The sequence below is a fragment of the Bacillus pinisoli genome (assembly GCF_023036475.1).
Taxonomy (GTDB): Bacteria; Bacillota; Bacilli; order Bacillales; family SA4; genus Bacillus_BS; species Bacillus_BS pinisoli.
Genome location: NZ_JAJQKI010000002.1, coordinates 218,715 through 237,995, shown reverse-complemented (window position 1 = coordinate 237,995; position 19,281 = coordinate 218,715). Strand labels below are relative to the sequence as shown.

The following is a 19,281-nucleotide window of genomic DNA, read 5'->3' as shown; positions in this document are numbered from 1 at the left end:
CCTTTTTGCCTCTAACATGATAAATGGGGTGGCAACATGAAAATAATTGTACAGAAATTCGGTGGAACTTCTGTAAAAACAGAAGAAAGTAGAGAACATGCAATTAGGCATGTTCAAGAGGCATTATCTTCAGACTATAAAGTAGTAGCAGTTGTATCTGCGATGGGGAGAAATGGTGATCCCTATGCAACAGATACATTACTTGACTTAGTAAATGGGACAAAAGGAAACATCAGTAAACGAGAGTACGATTTATTATTGTCATGTGGTGAGACAATCTCTTCTATTGTTTTCTCGAACATGTTACGAAATAGAGGTGTTAATGCGGCTGCCATTACAGGAGCAAAAGCCGGGTTTCGCACAAATAATGACCATCAAAATGCAAAGATTATTGATATGCAATGTAATGACCTGCTTGAAATGCTAAAAGAGTATGACGTAGTTGTAGTCGCTGGTTTTCAAGGGATCTCCAAAAATGGGGATGTAACTACTCTAGGAAGGGGTGGAAGCGATACATCTGCTTCTGCACTAGGAGTAGCCTTGAACGCAGAGTGGATTGACATTTTTACAGATGTGGAAGGTGTCATGACGGCGGATCCAAGAATCGTAGAGAATGCTAGACCACTTGATATAGTTACGTATACTGAAATTTGTAATATGGCATATCAGGGGGCAAAGGTTATCCATCCTAGAGCTGTGGAAATTGCCATGCATGGGAAGATACCAATAAGAGTACGTTCCACTTATACAAATACGACAGGAACACTTGTGACAACTCTAGGTAATGCAAAAAAAGGAACAGACTTTAAAGAAAGAGTCATTACTGGTATAGCTCACGTTTCGGATGTTTCTCAAATAAGAGTGATTTCAAAAGAAGGACATTATAATACCCAGAAAGAAGTATTTAAAGCAATGGCAAGTGCTGAAATAAGTGTAGATTTCTTTAATATAACACCAACGAGTGTTGTTTACACCGTATCTGGCGACAATACAGATCGTGCGATTGGAATTCTGGAGGAACTTGGGTATGAACCTGTTGTCACTAGAAATTGTGCAAAGGTTTCTGCAGTTGGAGCAGGTATGAGTGGTGTCCCTGGAGTTACATCTAAGATTGTAACAGCCCTATCAGAAAATGGGATACAAATACTGCAATCAGCGGACAGTAATACAACCATATGGGTTCTTGTAAAAGAAGAAGATTTAGTATTAGCAGTAAACTCACTACATGAAGCTTTTCAACTTGCTGATAGCGAAGTAGAGATTTAGGTTTAAGGAGGAAGAATCGCATGGATTTTGGAAGAGTTTCAACAGCAATGGTTACCCCGTTCGACAGTAAAGGCAATATTGACTTTGCAAAAACGACTCAGTTAGTGAACTATCTAATTAACAATGGTACAGATTCCCTTGTAATAGCTGGGACAACTGGAGAATCTCCTACGCTAACAAGTGAGGAGAAAGTGGCTCTATTTAAACATGTCGTTAGTGTTGTAAATGGAAGAGTTCCAGTAATCGCAGGAACAGGAAGTAATAACACTCGTCAATCAATTGAGTTAACTAAAAAGGCAGAAGAAGCAGGCGTAGACGCTGTAATGCTAGTCGCACCTTACTATAATAAACCAAATCAAGAAGGATTATATCAACATTTTAAGACAATTGCTCAATCTACTTCACTACCAGTTATGCTTTACAATATTCCAGGACGTTCTGTTGTCAATATGTCAGTAGAAACAATCACGAGATTGGCTGAAATTGATAACATTGTTGCTGTTAAAGAAGCAAGTGGTGACTTAGATTTGATGACAGACATCATTGCTTCAACTCCTGAAGACTTTGTACTTTACAGTGGTGACGACGGGCTGACAATTCCGGTCTTATCTATCGGTGGAAAAGGAATAGTATCTGTTGCCTCTCATGTAATAGGTACGGAAATGCAGCAGATGATTGAAAGCTTCCAATCAGGTGATTACAAAGCTGCAGCTAAACAGCACCAAAAGCTATTGCCAATTATGAAGGCGTTATTCCAGGCTCCGAGTCCAACTCCAGTAAAAACAGCTTTACAATTAAAAGGGTTGGATGTCGGTTCAGTTAGATTACCACTAGTACCTTTAACAGATCAAGAAAGAATCACTTTAACGAATACGTTAAACACGCTATAAAGAAAAGCTCTATTCGTATGGATTGAATTTAATTCTAAAATGGTAGCACAAAGGAACGACAAGTTACTGCATGTTAAATCTTGATAAGCAACAAAGTGTGAGAATAGAGCACAAAAAAATCAGCCCCGAGGCTGATTTTTTTTATTATATACAGTAGACTTCTAGGAGTTGTTGATGTCTGAATGCACTCAAAACTCCCTATAATTCTCTTGTATTCCAATTCTTGCATAAGTTATAATGTTGATATGGCAAGAGGTACGGGGCTATTTTTTTATGGACACAGGAGGATTTTACATTGGCTACGAAAGATATAGACAAAATTAAAGTATTTGCCCTTGGGGGAGTCGGCGAAATCGGCAAGAATATGTATGTAATTGAAACAAATAACCAAATTTTTATAATAGAAGCGGGTTTAATGGTGCCAGCTGATGAGATGTTTGGAATTGACGCAGTAATTCCTGATATCTCTTATTTAATAGAAAATAAGGACAAGGTTAAGGGGATTTTTCTAACACATGGCCATGCCGAACAAATTGGTGGTTTACCTTACATATTAAAAAAGCTAAATGTTCCCGTATACGGTACAAAGTTTACGTTAGCATTAGTTAAGCAAGAATTAAAAAGTGATCAATCTTATTCACTTGTTGAGGTGAATCAGCATCAAACCCTAAATTTTAATGAAATAAGAGTTTCTTTTTTTAGAACTACACACAATATCCCAGATTCTATTGGAATAATATTTGATACAGCTCAAGGAGCAATTGTTTGCACTGGAGATTACAAGTTTGATCAAACCTCCATAGGACTTTATGGGGCAGATCTAGAAAAGATGGCACAGGCTGGTAGAAGAGGTGTCTTATGCTTATTGTCAGCTAGTATAAATGCTGAAAAGCCGGGGTATTCTGGTTCTGAACATCAGGTTGGATTATTTCTGAGCGAAGCATTCTACCAAGAGAATAATCGAATCATTATTGTTACATATGCAACCAATATCCAACGTATTCAGCAAATTGTTGAAGTTGCAAGAGAATCAAAAAGAAAAATCATCTTTGTTGGAAAGCAGTTGCATGACTCTGTTGAGATTGCTAAAGAGCTTGGTTATTTAGAAATTCCAGAAGAAATGCATGCTTCTTGGAATGATCGCACAAAACTAGCAGATGATGAGGTTGTCCTAGTTGTATCAGGGTATCAGGGCGAGCCAGTGAGTGCACTTTCTCGATTAGCAAAAGGATCACATAAACAAGTACAATTAAAGAGCGGAGACACTGTTATAGTGGCAGCAGCTCCAACACCAGCAACTGAAATTAGTATCGCTAGATCAATTGACTTGTTATACCGTGCAGGAGTTAAAGTTGTGTATGACAAAAAACTCCATGTTTCAGGTCATGGTCATCAAGAAGATATCAAATTAATGTTAAACCTTATGAATCCAAGGTATTTAATTCCTATCCATGGCGAATATCGAATGCAAAATGCTCATGCGAAGGTAGCGAAATCCTTAGGTATGACAGAAGATCGTATTTTCCTTGTTGACAAAGGAGAAGTCATTGAATTTAGTAAGAATACGGCTTCCTATGGCTTCAAAATTAATACGGGAAATGTTTTAATTGATGGCCTGGGAGTAGGGGATGTAGGAAATATTGTTTTAAGAGATCGACGTTTATTATCTCAGGACGGAATTCTAGTAGTTGTTGTCACCTTAAGTAAAGATCGTAATCATCTTTTAGCAGGTCCAGAGATTATCTCAAGGGGCTTTGTCTATGTAAGAGAATCAGAGAAGCTTCTAGAAGATGCGACAGGCATAGTAAAAGATATTGTTGAAAAGTGTATCCGAGATCAAGATATGGATTGGTCATCAATTAAAGTTAGTATAAGAGACGCTCTAAATCAATTTTTATATGAGAAGACCAAACGCCGCCCAATGATACTCCCAATCATTATGGAAGCATAATATCGGGTTAAAGCTAGAACTACGGTAATTACTACCACAAAAAAACCTACTTGCTCAATGAAAGCAAGTAGGTTTTTTGTTTTGGAAATTTTAAACTTTCATCTGTGGATAACTTGTTGTTAGTGCATTTCAATCTAGATACAGCTCCCAGCCCCTCGAAAGATAAAGAACGACACTTTTTCCTCGGTCAAAGGAACATTTGCTATGCTTGAGGCTATAACGGGGAGTTTGAGCCTTTTGTTCATTTTTGAGATTTATTTTTTATTCTTCTTTTAACTTGTCGAATGAAAACATGTTGTCAGTTCATACTAAGGGTATCATACAAAGTGAAAGGGGAACTTCCATGTCTATGGAGAATCAAGGGTTTACCAATCAAGAACAAGAAACAGAGAAAAAGGAAGATCCAAAAGAGGGTCTCTTAGATAAAATACAACAACTTGGACAAACAAATGTGCCTCAAATGGGAAATGAATCTAAAATTCATTGTTTAACTATTATCGGGCAAATTGAGGGTCATGTTCAGCTTCCACCTCAAAACAAAACAACAAAATATGAACACCTAATACCTCAGCTTGTAGCAATTGAGCAAAATCCTAAAATTGAGGGGTTACTTATTATTTTAAATACAGTAGGAGGAGACGTAGAGGCAGGGCTCGCTATATCAGAGATGATCTCATCTTTATCCAAGCCAACAGTTTCGGTTGTGTTAGGTGGCGGACATTCCATTGGGGTGCCAATAGCAGTTTCGACTGATTACTCATTCATCGCAGAAACTGCCACAATGACAATTCATCCAGTCAGACTGACGGGACTTGTCATTGGGGTACCGCAAACATTTGAATATCTGGATAAAATGCAAGACCGTGTTATTAGATTTGTCACAAAGAATTCCAACATAACAGAAGATCGATTTAAAGAGCTAATGCTTTCAAAAGGAAATCTAACAAGAGATATCGGGACTAACGTGGTTGGTGAAGATGCAGTAAAATATGGCCTCATTAATGAGGTGGGGGGAATAGGAAAGGCTATAGCTAAGTTAAATAAACTTATTGAAGAACGATCAACGTTTAACCAAGAAGGGAAGATGATTCAGTGAGTTTATATACAATAATGCCAGAAGAATATATCTTTCCCACTGATGAAAAGCAATACGTTAATCAAAAAGTGATAGAAATGAATGGTGTTTCCATGATGGTTGAAAAGAGTGAGGACCAGTACCGTATTATTCGTTTGCTAAGTACAGACCCAGAGCACTACCTTTCAGAGGAGTACTGTCCTGGTACAATGATTGCACTTAGTCAAGATATGATTAGAGCTTAGGAGCTATCCTAAAGCTCTTTTTTTTATAAGTTTAGAGTTAGTAAGAAATGATTTAATTGCTATTTTTATATAGCGTGTTTTACCGCTTGAATTAAACGAAATACTACTAGTAAAATCCTACTAAGTTGAACTAAAGTGTCTGTAAAATAGAAAGAAACATTGTAACTATGGAAAACTTGTCTTTATAATAGACATATATAGAAAAATCTGAGGTGTAACAATGGCAAAGCAGAAACAAAGACAGAAGAGAAAAAAACAGGAGTGGAAGGACACATTAAAATTCGAGTTAATCGGTTTAACTCTTTTCGCCTTAACCTGTATTGGAATATCAGGTCTTGGAATGGTTGGGAAGAGCTTAACTGCTTTCACTCGATTCTTTCTAGGTGAATGGTATATTATACTCCTACTAGGGTTTCTATGTCTGTCTATTTATTATATATGGAAAAGGCAAAATCCATATTTATTTCACCGTAGACTAATTGGCCTTTATTTTATTATTGCTGCACTTTTACTATTCAGTCACGTAAACTTGTTTGATGCAATTGTAAAAGATGGAGTTTTCAGTGAACCATCAGTTATTCTTAATACATTTGAATTATTTAAGCAGGAATTAGCCGAAAAAACGGCTACACACGATTTGGGTGGAGGAATGATTGGCGCCCTTTTATTTGCGTTATTTCATGTTCTATTTGCGGCACAAGGAACTGAACTAATAGCTGTGTTATTCATAGTAATTGGAGGCATCCTTTTAACAGGGAAGTCAATTAAAGATGTTTCTGGAAAGATACTTCAACCTATAGTCCAATTCCTAAAGGAACAATTTTTAGGTTTTATTTCCGACGTTAAAGCAACGATTACAAGTATAGGGAAAAGTACAAAAAAGGCAAAAACAAAAAAACAAAAAGAAACAAAGATACCAAGAGTAGAGGATGAGAGTATAGAAATAATTGGTAAGGATGAGGATGAAGATGCAATCATTCAGCCGATTATTTCAAACTTCCAAGACCAATCAATCAAGACCTCGACTGCAGAAACAATGGAACCTATAAAAAATGAACCGAAGAAACAGGAAGAAGAAGTAGAGGCTCCTAAGCTCACCTTTACGGAAGAAGAAAATCCAGATTATCAGCTACCACCATATGAATTACTCGCTTTACCAAAAAATCAGACGACCGGCCAAGACAATGAATTAATCCGTGTAAATATCCGAAAGCTGGAAAGGACCTTTGAAAGTTTTGGTGTAAAGGCTCGTGTTAAAAAAGTTCATTTAGGTCCTGCTGTGACAAAATATGAAGTGTATCCTGATGTGGGTGTAAAAGTAAGTAAAATCGTAAATCTAAGTGACGATTTAGCGTTAGCATTAGCTGCTAAGGATATAAGAATTGAAGCACCGATTCCTGGAAAATCAGCAATTGGGATAGAGGTCCCTAATGAAGAAGTTTCAATGGTAACACTACGAGAAGTAATAGATTCACCTCATACTAGTAATAAAGATGCGAAACTTCTCATTGGATTAGGAAGAGATATCTCAGGTGAGGCAGTTGTTTCAGAATTAAATAAAATGCCGCATTTACTAGTAGCTGGAGCAACCGGAAGTGGAAAGAGTGTGTGCATCAACGGAATCATCACTAGTATATTAATGAGAACAAAACCTCATGAAGTGAAGATGATGATGATTGATCCCAAAATGGTAGAATTAAATGTGTATAACGGTATTCCGCATTTGCTTGCACCAGTGGTTACAGATGCACGCAAAGCCTCACAGGCACTAAAAAAAGTAGTTTCTGAAATGGAAAGAAGATATGAATTATTCTCTCATACAGGAACTAGAAATATCGAGGGATATAATGAGTTTATCAAGAGGCAAAATTCGGAGGAAGCAGAAAAGCAACCTTTACTTCCTTTTATAGTTGTAATTGTGGACGAGCTTGCTGACTTAATGATGGTAGCTTCTTCAGATGTTGAGGATGCCATTACAAGATTAGCTCAAATGGCCAGAGCGGCTGGTATTCATCTTATAATTGCTACACAGAGGCCTTCAGTAGATGTCATTACAGGCGTGATTAAAGCAAATATACCTTCAAGAATTGCATTTAGTGTTTCCTCCCAAACAGATTCTCGTACTATTTTAGATATGGGGGGGGCAGAGAAATTATTAGGAAAAGGCGATATGCTATTCCTTCCTGCAGGTATGTCTAAGCCAGTGCGTGTCCAGGGAGCATTCCTTTCTGATCAAGAAGTAGAAGAAGTTGTAGACTTCGTCATTAGACAACAAAAGGCACAGTATCAAGAAGATATGATTCCAACGGAAGTTACATCTTCTCAAAATGAGATAGATGATGATCTATACGATGATGCTGTTCAATTAGTTATAGAAATGCAAACAGCTTCAGTATCAATGCTTCAAAGAAGATTTAGAGTTGGCTATACCCGTGCAGCGAGATTAATAGATGCTATGGAGGCTCGTGGTATTGTAGGACCTTATGAAGGAAGTAAGCCAAGAGAGGTGTTAGTCTCTCAAAACAGTGAAGAAGCAACTTCATAGAGGATCTATAAAAGTTGGAAGCCATGTGCTTCCTCTTTTTTAGTTTATTTGCTTCTTTAATAAGTACCAAACTTTAGTATCTCTAAAATTATTCTCCAATTTTCGACATAAAAATAACGAATTACTATTTATTTCTATTTTAATAAATGGTATATTATTGACGGTTGGTAGCAAATTAATAAAAAAGTTGTTAGACATCAGACATCTATGTAGTATGTCTTGATCAGATGAATATGGGAGGCGGGTTATGACCATTAAATCCGATAACCGTCATTTGTATTTACAGGTTATTGATCGAGTAAAAAGTGATATTGATAAAGGAATCTATAAAGAGCGCGAAAAACTTCCCTCTGAATTTGATTTAGCCAAGCAATTAGGTGTTAGTAGAGCAACTCTTAGAGAAGCTCTTCGAATTTTAGAAGAGGAAAACGTAGTGGTTAGAAGACATGGTGTTGGAACCTTTGTAAATCCAAAACCCTTATTTTCTTCAGGAATTGAACAGCTTAACAGTGTTACAAATATGATTAAACAGGCTGGTAAAACTCCAGGCACTATCTATATGTCCTCAAATGAACAAGGTCCAACTGAAGAAGATGTAAGGAGATTTAGATGTTCATTAGATGATGAGATTCTCTTAGTGGAACGCGTACGTACTGCAGATGGTGAACCTGTCGTCTATTGTATTGATAAAATACCAACTGAATTTCTCCCAGATGGATACTCTCATAATGAAGAATCCCTTTTTATGCTTCTTGAGAGATCAGGGCATTATATTTCTCATGCTGTGGTTTATATAGAACCGTTAGGATACCATGAAAAAATTTCACCTATCTTAAATTGTGAACCTGAAACGGCATTACTACTCTTAAAACAAATGCACTTTAATCAACATGAACAACCAGTGTTATTTTCTCTCAATTATTTCAGAGCAGATCAATTTAGTTTTCATGTCATAAGGAAGCGCATTTAATAAGGCTCATTTATACGAAAACAGCTCTAATAAATTATAGATTCTTGAGTATGCTAGTAAACGTAGGACTACTTAATATTTATGCTCCTAAAATTTGTTTTGTCAAAAATAGCCGGAAAAGCTATAATATGTCTGTTGTTAATATTATTAACAAATATATTAAATATTGGGGGTACAATGATGAAGAAAGGTTTATTATTTTTACTAGTCTTCTCACTAATTAGTATGTTAGCTGCTTGTGGTACTGGCGACAATGCTGAAGGTGGAGAAGGAACAGGTGATGGCATGAAAGTTGGTATGGTTACCGATGCCGGAACGATTGATGACAAATCATTTAACCAAGGTACGTGGGAAGGTATTGAAAAAGCTGCTAAAGAACTTGGAATTACTGAAAAGTACTTAAAGCCTGCTGGTACAACTGAAGCAGACTACTTAAAAGAAATCGGAAACCTATACGATGCTGATTTCAAATTTATTGTAACACCTGGTTTCAAGTTTGAAACCGCTGTATTCCAGGCTCAAGATAAATATCCTGATGCAAAGTTTGTCATCATTGATGGAGCACCACATGCTGGTGACTACAATGTAACAATTAAAGAAAATACAGTTTCAATTTTCTTCGCAGAGCATGAATCAGGCTTTATCGCTGGTGTTGCTACTGCACTAGAATTAAAAGAAGCTGAAGCAGGATTTATCGGTGGAATGGAAATTCCTGCGGTACAAAAGTTCAACTGGGGATTCCAACAAGGTGTTAAATATGCTAACGAAAACTTAGGCACAAATGTTAGCATCAAAGCTGAAAACGTAATTTATCAAGGAAGTTTTGATAACGTAGCAGCGGGTGGACAAATTGCTGCTCAAATGTTTGACAGCGGTGTGGATGTAATCTTTACAGCGGCTGGTGGAGTAGGGGTTGGAGCGATCAATGAAGCGAAGACTCGTGCTGAAGCTGGAGACAAAGTTTATATCGTTGGAGTCGATGTTGACCAGTATGCTGACGGTTTACTAGAAGATGGAAAGACATCAGTTATTCTTACATCTGCTATGAAAAATTTAGGTCAAGTAGCTTTTGATATGATTCAAGCAGAGCTTGATGGTAACTTCAAAGGTGGAGAAACATTAACATTTGATGTTACAAACAATGGTGTTGGTATTCCAACAGAAAATCCAAACCTTAGTGAAGAAACTGTAACTCAAACAAATGAAGTAGTTGAAAAAATTAAATCAGGTGAAGTTACTGTCTCCGCTGAGCAAGGAGATTTACTTAAGTAATTAAGGACAAGGAAACAACAGAGACGGGTCGCTTCCGTCTCTTTTCTATATTATGAAGAATCTTTTCTTTTCAGAAAATTCGTAAGTGAAAGTTTTACCCCCAAAAAATTTGACATATCGCGTCCTTAAAAATGTTAATAAAGCTATCCTCGATAGCTTAAAAAATAGTAGAAGCAGGTGGAAGTTCAATGGAGTATGTTGTAGAAATGCTGGATATAAGAAAAGAATTTCCTGGTGTTGTTGCCAACGACAATATAACTCTTACATTAAGGAAGGGTGAGGTTCATGCACTGTTAGGTGAAAATGGTGCTGGAAAATCTACCCTAATGGGTGTATTGTTTGGAATGTATCAACCAGACAGAGGGAAAATTAGAGTTAATGGAGAAGATGTGAAAATATCAAATCCAAACGTAGCAAATCGTTTAGGAATAGGGATGGTTCATCAACATTTTAAACTCGTTGATAACTTTACAGTTACAGAAAACATCATCCTTGGTAGTGAGCCTAAAAAAGGCATGGTTATGGATATCGATAAAGCAGCAAAAAGAATTGAAGAACTGTCCAAGCATTATGGTTTAAATGTTGATCCCCATGCAAAAATCGAAGATATCTCAGTAGGTATGCAACAGAGGGTTGAAATCTTAAAAACACTATACCGTGATGCAGAAGTTCTTATTTTCGACGAACCAACAGCTGTATTAACTCCAGCAGAAATTGATGAGTTAATGAAAATTATGAAGAACCTCATTCATGAAGGAAAATCAATTATTATTATTACTCACAAACTAAAGGAAATTAAGGCTGTTGCTGATCGTTGTACGGTTATTCGTCGGGGAAAATCAATTGGAACTGTAGATGTTAAAGACGCGACGGAAGCAAGTCTTGCCGAAATGATGGTAGGAAGACATGTATCTTTCAAGGTAGATAAAGCAGATAGTAAACCCGGAAAAGTCGTCTTACAAGTAGAGAATATATCGGTGAAGAATAGTAGAAAAGTGTTGGGACTTAAGAATTTCTCTATTGAAGTAAAAGCTGGAGAAATCCTTGGAATTGCTGGTGTAGAAGGTAATGGACAAAGTGAACTTGTTGAAGGGATAACGGGATTGCGGAAAGTTGAATCCGGTTCCATTTCTTTAAATGGTGAAGAAATTACGAACATTCCAATTCGTCAGCGTATTCAAAAAGGTATTGGTCATATTCCGGAAGATCGCCAAAAACGTGGACTAGTTCTAGATTATAAACTTGAAGAAAACATGGTTATTGAGGTATACAATAGACCTCCATTTTCTAAGAATGGGTTATTAAACGTCTCGGCAATAAGGGAGTATGCGTCGAACATCATTAAGAACTTTGATGTACGTGCAGGTGAAGGTTCAGCTTCACTAGCAAGGGGCTTATCTGGAGGGAATCAGCAGAAAGCGATCATTGGTAGAGAATTGGAGTTAAATCCTGAATTACTAATCGCAGTTCAACCAACTCGTGGCTTAGATGTAGGATCGATTGAATATATTCACAAAAGGCTAGTTGAACATCGAGACAAAGGTAAAGCAGTACTATTAGTGTCGTTAGAACTAGACGAAGTTCTTCAGCTTTCCGATCGAATTGCCATTGTTAATAACGGGGAACTAATTGGAGTTGTAGAAGCATCTGAGACAAATGAAAATGAAGTTGGTTTAATGATGGCAGGTGTGAGCAAGGAGGAAAGTAAGTAATGAAAAATACTATTGTATCACTATTAGCTGTAGTGTTAGGTCTACTAGCTGGTGCGATTTTAATGTTTTTAATTGGAAGCAATCCAATGGAAGGGTATACATACTTATTCCAAGGTGGATTAAAAAATATGGAAAGAATCGGAAATACGTTAGCTACTGCTGCACCATTAGTATTTACAGGATTATCGGTGGCCTTTGCTTTCCGTACTGGATTATTCAACATCGGGGCAGCTGGCCAGATGCTGATTGGTGGATTCTTTGCGACAGCAATAGGTCTTAGCTTTGACTTCTCTAGACCCGTTTTACTTACCTTGATGGTATTGGGAGGATTCGTTGGAGGTGCACTGTGGGCCTTTGTTCCAGGTTTTCTTAAAGCGCGATTTAATGTTCACGAAGTAGTGTCGACCATTATGATGAACTGGATTGCTTATTGGACAGTGTATTATGTGGTTCCTTCTTACTTTAAAGGTGAGTTTCTAGAAACAGAATCTGCAAAATTACCTGACAAGGCAACATTAAAAGTTCCTTTTCTATCAGAAATTTTTGCCGGTTCCTACATTAACATGGGTATTTTCTTTGGCGTCATTACGGTAATTGTAATTGCTTTTATTATTAATCGTACAACTTTAGGATTTGAATTAAAGGCTGTTGGTTTCAACCGTCATTCTGCTGAGTATGCAGGTATGTCTGTTAACAGAAGTATCATCTTATCAATGGCTATTTCTGGTGGTCTAGCTGGACTCGGTGGTGTCATTCAATATACTGGTAATGCAAATAGTATACAGATTGGAATCATGCCAACTCAAGGATTTGATGGAATTGCGGTTGCTCTTCTTGGGAACAACACACCAGTTGGAGTATTGTTTGCTGCCCTATTCTTCGGAATTCTATATTCAGGGACAGGCTTTATGAATGCAATGACTGATATTCCACCTGAGATTGCCAACACAATTATTGCTATTATTATATATTTTGCTGCAACAAGTGTTTTAATTGAACGTTTACTTCGTAAGTACTTCAATAAGCGAACTGAAAAAGAAAACGTCAATACTGCTGTTAAGAAGGGGGATTCGTAAGATGTGGACATTGATACAGCAGATTTTTCCTTACGCAATTATCTTTGTAATGCCCCTTCTTATTACTGCTTTAGGTGGATTATTCAGTGAGAGAAGTGGTATTGTCAATATCGGACTAGAAGGATTAATGATTATGGGTGCCTTTACTTGCGCATTGTCCATTAACTTACTTTATCCGATTCTTCCTAATAAGGATTTGGTACTGTGGTTAGGATTATTAATAGCAGCATTGTGTGGGCTTGTATTCTCGCTTCTACATGCTTTTGCAAGTATAAATCTTAGTGCAAACCAAATAATCAGTGGTACAGCAATTAACATGATTGCAGGTGCTTTAACGGTTTTCTTAGCAAGAAATATTACAGGTTCTGGTAATATTAGAATTGTTAGTGGTTTTTCACCTTCTAATATACCAATTTTATCTGATATTCCTGTCATTGGACCATTACTATTTACGAAAACTTATCCTACCACTTGGTTTATTTTAGCCGTTTTACTTGTAAGTGCTTTTATACTTTATAAGACTCCATTTGGCTTGCGGTTAAGATCGTGTGGAGAATATCCACAAGCTGCAGAAGCTGCAGGAATTAATGTTAGAAGAGTACGTTACAGTGGTGTCATGATATCTGGAGCTTTTTCAGGTATAGGTGGAGCGCTAATTATCTTAACCTATGCAGGTGAATTTACTGGGACAGTTTCAGGGTTAGGGTTTTTAGCTTTAGCAGCGTTAATTTTTGGTCAGTGGAGACCGTTAGGAATTCTAGGAGCAACGTTCTTCTTTGGATTTGCTATGACGATCGCCAATGTATCACAGGTAATACCTGCTTTAACCGTAATACCACCATTGGTATTAAAGCTATTCCCATATGTAGTTACACTAATTGCTTTAGTTATCTTTTCGAAATCGTCGCAAGCTCCAAAAGCAGCGGGCGAACCATATGATCCAGGTAAACGATAAAAGATACAAAAAGATGATTCGTACAATACGAGTCATCTTTTTTTATTCTTTTGGCTCTGTTAAAGAACAATGTTGATATTTTGCAGTGTTGATTGTAGTGGAGGGATGCGAGACTCCTGCGGGAGGAGCGAGGTAAGGGAGACCCCACCGGCGTGAAGCGCCGAGGAGTGGGATTTTTCACGATAGTGAAAATATCCTTCATTTCCCGCCCGCGGAAAGCGAGCGTCCCGTAACGAAAATCAACAACCAAGTGTTAACAGAGCCCTTCTTTTAAAACACAATTTGTTTTCTTAAAGAATTGTTTTAAACTAGCCTCACTAAAGTATGTATTTAACATCTTGTCTTTCGCATATGTAAAGAGAAGAGTATAAGTGAAATAGTTGAAATTTGTATATAATCCCATTTATCCTTTATATTGGATATAGTTTATTTTTATTAAATAAAAGAAACACTAATTTGTAGGCATAAAGCTATCCATAAGAAGGAGGCAAAAATGGTGAAGCTTGATCAAGAGATTGAGGAAAAAGTAAACGGATTAACCCTGCATGTTGTAGAGACAAAAAAGTACAAAACAAATACACTTGTTTTAAAGATGAAAGCTCCATTAACAAAAGAGGATGTTACAAAACGTGCTTTGTTACCTTATGTCCTTCAGAGTGCTACAAAACAGCATCCTACTTCGACTGAGTTGAGAAGTTACTTAGATGAATTATATGGAGCATCTTTAAGTGTGGACTTAGGTAAAAAAGGTGAGTATCATATCATCACGATAAGATTGGAAATTGCGAACGAGGTATACTTATCAGATCAAACGCCTTTACTTGATAAAGGTTTAACATTATTGTCGGAAATTTTACTACATCCTGCTTTAGAAAATGGAGCTTTTATACCTTCAGTTATCGAGAAAGAGAAGCGATCGCTAAAGCAAAGAATTCAATCTGTATTCGATGATAAGATGAGGTACGCTAGTCTTCGTCTAGTAGAAGAAATGTGTAAAAATGAGCCGTACGCACTTCATGCTAACGGACAAATGGAAGATGTGGATCAAATCTCAGCTCCATCACTATATGAATATTATCAACGATCAATCAAAGAGGATGAAATTGATCTTTATATTGTTGGCGATGTTCAAGTACAGGAAATCAAAAACTCAGTAGAAAAATTATTTTCGTTAGAAAGTAGAGTTCCTAAGAATATCGAAAAGAACACTATTTCCATAGATAAAGAAAATGAAGTAATAGAAGAACAAGATGTAAAGCAAGGTAAGCTTAATATAGGATATAGAACGAATATTACGTATCATGATTCTGAATATTATGCTTTACAAGTATTTAATGGAATATTTGGTGGTTTTTCTCATTCTAAGCTCTTTATCAATGTGAGGGAAAAAGCGAGCCTAGCTTATTATGCCGCATCGCGAGTTGAAAGCCACAAAGGATTATTAATGGTAATGTCTGGGGTAGATGCTAAGAACTATGATCAGGCCGTCACAATAATCAAAGAACAAATGACGGCTATGAAAAATGGCGACTTTACAGACAAAGAACTTGAACAAACAAAAGCTGTTTTGAGAAATCAGCTACTAGAAACAATAGATACATCAAGAGGCCTTATTGAAGTATTGTACAATGACGTTTTAGCGGAAGTTAAACAGCCGATAGAAGATTGGCTCACAAAAATCGAAGAGGTTACAAAAGAACAGATTATTGAGGCTGGTGCAAAGATTGAATTAGATACCATTTACTTCTTAAAAGGAAAGGAGGAAGCATAATGGAAAAAGTTGTGTTTGATCAGTTAAAAGAAGAGTTGTTTCACGAGTCAATGTCAAATGGATTACAAGTTTATATTTTACCTAAACAAGGCTTCAATAAAACATATGCTACATTTACAACAAAATACGGCTCCATTGATAATCGCTTTGTCCCATTGAATACCGAGGAGCCTTTGCAGGTGCCTGATGGTATTGCCCATTTTCTAGAACATAAGCTTTTTGAGAAAGAAGATGAGGATGTTTTTCAAAAGTTCAGCAAACAGGGAGCCTCTGCGAATGCTTTTACATCTTTCACAAGAACTGCTTACCTGTTCTCAAGCACATCGAATGTCGAACAAAATTTAGAAACCTTACTTGATTTTGTTCAGGCTCCCTACTTTACAGAACAAACAGTAGAGAAAGAAAAAGGAATTATCGGGCAAGAAATTACGATGTATGATGATAATGCAGACTGGAGATTGTACTTTGGAGTCATCCAAAACATGTATAAGAATCATCCTGTGAAAATTGATATTGCTGGTACAATTGAGTCTATATCAAACATTACGAAGGATCTTTTATATACCTGTTATGAAACATTTTATCATCCGAGTAATATGTTGTTATTCATTGTTGGACCTATTAATCCTGAACAGATTATGAATCAAATTAGAGATAATCAGTCAAAGAAGGAGTTTGAATCACAAGCGCCGATTCAACGATTCTTTGATGAAGAGCCATTGCAAGTTGCTGAAAAAAAGCAGGTCTTAAAGATGACAGTTCAATCATCAAAGTGCTTATTAGGATTGAAGATGGCAAATCCAGGTAAATCTGGAGAGCAGTTATTACGCTCTGAACTTGCAACGAATGTATTGCTTGATATGCTATTTGGAAAAAGTTCTAAAAACTATGACACACTCTACAATGAGGGTTTAATTGACGATACTTTCTCGTATGACTATACAGAAGAACTTGGATTTGGTTTTGCAATAATTGGTGGAGATACAACTCAGCCAGATGCACTTGCTGACACACTTAAGACAATGCTTACAAGTTTCGAGCAAACACTAACAGAAGAATATTTAGAGAGAGTAAAGAAGAAAAAAATTGGGTCCTTTTTACGGGCACTGAACTCACCTGAATTCATAGCGAATCAATTTACCAGATATTCTTTTAATGAAATGAACATGTTTGAGGTTGTAGAGGTTCTTGAATCACTAACAGTCGAGGATATAAAAGTCAGCGCTGAAGCTCTTATAGATGAACAACGTATGACAGTTTGTCAAGTAGTACCAAAATAGTTGACAAGGAACAAAAGAGAGATAGACAATGGTCTTATCTCTTTTTTGTGTTAAACATTAATAAAGGCTCTTTTCTAACAAAAGATTTATAGTTTGAAAAGTAACAAAAATTTTAGAACATAGCCTTAATAAAAGGAAGTAAACGATATGGAGAAAAAGTATGCATTACTCACTGGTGCAAGTGGTGGGATAGGGAGCGCAATTGCTACTCAATTAGTACAAAATAATTATGTTGTATATCTTCATTACAATAACAATTATGAAGGTGCAAAAAAAATTCAAGTTAAACATAATGAATATGAGACTTATCTCGTAAAAGCTGATCTTTCAGACCCAAGTGGTGTAAAAGAATTATTAACCCAAATCGAGCATCCAATTGACACACTTGTCTTAAATAGTGGAAACAGCTTTGTTGGACTAGTAACGGATATGGAAGACCAGGAAGTAACCAATATGATTTCATTACATATGACAAGTCCATTCCAGCTTATACAGGCCATACTTCCGTCTATGATTACAAGAAAAGAAGGAAATATCGTTTTTATTACTTCTATATGGGGAGAAATAGGAGCGTCTTGTGAAGTTTTATACTCAATGGTGAAGGGTGGTCAAAACACTTTAGTTAAAGCACTAGCAAAAGAAGTAGCACCTTCTAATATAAGAGTAAATGCTGTTTCACCTGGTGCTATTAACACAAGTATGCTTCAATTTTTAGAAGGTAGTGAGCGTGAAGAATTAATACAAGAAATCCCAATGGGACGATTAGGCGAGCCAGAGGATATAGCACATGCAGTAAAATTTTTATTATCTAAGGAATCTTCCTATATAAATGGGCAAATCTTATCGGTAAATGGAGCTTGGCATACGTAACAAAATTGAAACAGACGTGCCTCCTTGAATATTTTTAAATAGAAGATGACACAATAAACTTGTATCAATTTTAAGGAGGAATGACAATGTCTGTTTTAGATAACTGGGAACAATGGAAAGACTTCTTAGCTAATCGTTTGCACCATGCACAAAATGAAGGTATGGAGCAAAATACTATTAATGATCTAGCTTATCAAATTGGTGGCTATCTTGCAAAGCAAGTTGAACCACAAAATGATCAAGAGAAAGTCCTTGCAGATTTATGGAGTGTAGCTTCTCCTGAGGAGCAACATGCTATTGCAAACCTGATGGTTAAATTAGTTCAAAACGATGGTAACGAAGGTACGTCGATTCGTTAGTTTAAAGAGGGATGAGAAATCCCTCTTTTTTTGCTTTTTAAGACATTGTTACTTCTCTCTACAAAACAAAGATAGCTTACTTTAAGCAATTTTGGATTTATAATAGTAGTATTATACGATTTTGTCATAATTCGCTGGTCTTTGCCTTTCATTCAAAATATAATTACTATATTATAGAAATAAGGTATATTGTAGTAATACTTTGTAAATGGTGTTAAGGAGGGATGTCTTCATGGCAAAAAAAGAATGGTATCTAGAATATGAAATACATAAAAATCGCCCTGGATTACTGGGTGACATCTCTTCACTACTAGGTATGTTATCCATTAATATTGTTACAATTAATGGTGTGGAAGATATGAGAAGAGGAATGCTACTTCTTTCTGATCATCATGAGCAAATTCTAAGACTTGAATCAATTTTACAAACTATGGATAATATAACCGTGACAAAGCTCCGCGAACCCAAGCTTCGTGACCGATTAGCTGTCAGACACGGTAGATATATTCAAAGAGATGCCGATGACAAAAAGACATTTAGGTTTGTTAGAGATGAATTAGGACTTCTTGTTGACTTTATGGCGGAGTTATTTAAAAAAGAAGGACATAAACTAGTTGGAATACGTGGAATGCCCCGAGTAGGGAAGACAGAATCCATTGTTGCATCAAGTGTATGTGCCAACAAGAAGTGGTTATTCGTTTCATCAACATTGTTAAAACAAACAATCCGAAGTCAATTAATTGATGACGAGTATAACGAAGAAAATTTATTTATCATTGATGGTATCGTATCAACAAGAAGAGCAAATGAACGCCATTGGCAGCTTGTTCGTGAGATCATGAGGCTTCCAGCAACAAAAGTGGTGGAGCATCCGGATATATTTGTCCAACATACAGAATATACGTTAGATGATTTTGACTATATTATTGAGCTGCGAAACGAACCAGATGAGGAAATTACCTATGAGGTCGTGGAAGAGCAACAATTCATGTCGGGAGATTCTTCGTTCTCAAGTTTTGATTTTTAAGATGGCAGGTGTTTTTA

Annotated in this window: 16 protein-coding genes; all 16 read left to right on the top strand. The window is 36.6% G+C overall.

The features are described 5' to 3' along the window. Positions 1–36: 36 nt before the first annotated feature. The 16 genes from dapG (at position 37) to LT143_RS03530 (ending at position 19,264) form a co-directional block, all read left to right on the top strand. Positions 37–1,266, top strand: a complete 1,230-nt coding sequence (gene dapG / locus LT143_RS03605; protein ID WP_246939788.1) for an aspartate kinase — start codon at positions 37–39, stop codon at positions 1,264–1,266. A 20-nt stretch (positions 1,267–1,286) separates the two neighbouring features. Further along, positions 1,287–2,156 (top strand): 4-hydroxy-tetrahydrodipicolinate synthase, encoded by an 870-nt coding sequence (gene dapA, locus LT143_RS03600; RefSeq protein WP_246939785.1) that lies wholly within the window; start codon positions 1,287–1,289, stop codon positions 2,154–2,156. A 295-nt stretch (positions 2,157–2,451) separates the two neighbouring features. After that, the gene (locus LT143_RS03595; RefSeq protein WP_246939782.1) at positions 2,452–4,107 is read left to right on the top strand and encodes a ribonuclease J; all 1,656 of its coding nucleotides are present in this window, start codon (positions 2,452–2,454) and stop codon (positions 4,105–4,107) included. Between the two features lie 349 nt (positions 4,108–4,456). Further along, a complete protein-coding gene (locus LT143_RS03590; protein ID WP_246940374.1) occupies positions 4,457–5,203 on the top strand; it encodes a ClpP family protease in 747 nt (248 codons plus the stop codon). Then, on the top strand, positions 5,200–5,427 hold the full coding sequence (locus tag LT143_RS03585) for a YlzJ-like family protein (protein ID WP_246939779.1): 228 nt from the start codon (positions 5,200–5,202) through the stop codon (positions 5,425–5,427). The genes LT143_RS03590 and LT143_RS03585 overlap by 4 nt, the downstream gene beginning before the upstream one ends. Before the next feature lie 220 nt (positions 5,428–5,647). Continuing rightward, positions 5,648–7,972, top strand: a complete 2,325-nt coding sequence (locus LT143_RS03580; protein WP_246939776.1) for an FtsK/SpoIIIE family DNA translocase — start codon at positions 5,648–5,650, stop codon at positions 7,970–7,972. Positions 7,973–8,219: 247 nt separating this feature from the next. Next, positions 8,220–8,942, top strand: a complete 723-nt coding sequence (locus LT143_RS03575; protein WP_246939773.1) for a GntR family transcriptional regulator — start codon at positions 8,220–8,222, stop codon at positions 8,940–8,942. A gap of 180 nt (positions 8,943–9,122) precedes the next feature. Continuing rightward, a complete protein-coding gene (locus LT143_RS03570) occupies positions 9,123–10,214 on the top strand; it encodes a BMP family lipoprotein (RefSeq protein ID WP_246939771.1) in 1,092 nt (363 codons plus the stop codon). A 188-nt stretch (positions 10,215–10,402) separates the two neighbouring features. Beyond that, positions 10,403–11,926 (top strand): ABC transporter ATP-binding protein, encoded by a 1,524-nt coding sequence (locus LT143_RS03565; protein WP_246939768.1) that lies wholly within the window; start codon positions 10,403–10,405, stop codon positions 11,924–11,926. Next, entirely contained in the window at positions 11,926–13,002 is a 1,077-nt protein-coding gene (locus LT143_RS03560) for an ABC transporter permease (RefSeq protein ID WP_246939765.1), read from the top strand. The genes LT143_RS03565 and LT143_RS03560 overlap by 1 nt, the downstream gene beginning before the upstream one ends. Position 13,003: 1 nt before the next feature. Next, on the top strand, positions 13,004–13,957 hold the full coding sequence (locus tag LT143_RS03555; protein ID WP_246939762.1) for an ABC transporter permease: 954 nt from the start codon (positions 13,004–13,006) through the stop codon (positions 13,955–13,957). Between the two features lie 493 nt (positions 13,958–14,450). After that, positions 14,451–15,728 carry an EF-P 5-aminopentanol modification-associated protein YfmF gene (yfmF, locus tag LT143_RS03550; RefSeq protein ID WP_246939759.1) on the top strand — a complete coding sequence of 426 codons (1,278 nt, stop codon included), beginning with the start codon at positions 14,451–14,453 and terminating at the stop codon, positions 15,726–15,728. Next, on the top strand, positions 15,728–17,008 hold the full coding sequence (yfmH, locus tag LT143_RS03545) for an EF-P 5-aminopentanol modification-associated protein YfmH (protein ID WP_246939756.1): 1,281 nt from the start codon (positions 15,728–15,730) through the stop codon (positions 17,006–17,008). The genes yfmF and yfmH overlap by 1 nt, the downstream gene beginning before the upstream one ends. Positions 17,009–17,155: 147 nt before the next feature. Beyond that, positions 17,156–17,878 (top strand): elongation factor P 5-aminopentanone reductase, encoded by a 723-nt coding sequence (gene ymfI, locus LT143_RS03540; RefSeq protein ID WP_246939753.1) that lies wholly within the window; start codon positions 17,156–17,158, stop codon positions 17,876–17,878. An 86-nt stretch (positions 17,879–17,964) separates the two neighbouring features. Continuing rightward, positions 17,965–18,237: a DUF3243 domain-containing protein gene (locus tag LT143_RS03535; protein WP_246939750.1), complete on the top strand. Its 273-nt coding sequence runs from the start codon at positions 17,965–17,967 to the stop codon at positions 18,235–18,237. A gap of 232 nt (positions 18,238–18,469) precedes the next feature. After that, the gene (locus tag LT143_RS03530) at positions 18,470–19,264 is read left to right on the top strand and encodes a YmfK family protein (RefSeq protein WP_246939747.1); all 795 of its coding nucleotides are present in this window, start codon (positions 18,470–18,472) and stop codon (positions 19,262–19,264) included. Positions 19,265–19,281 lie beyond the last annotated feature (17 nt).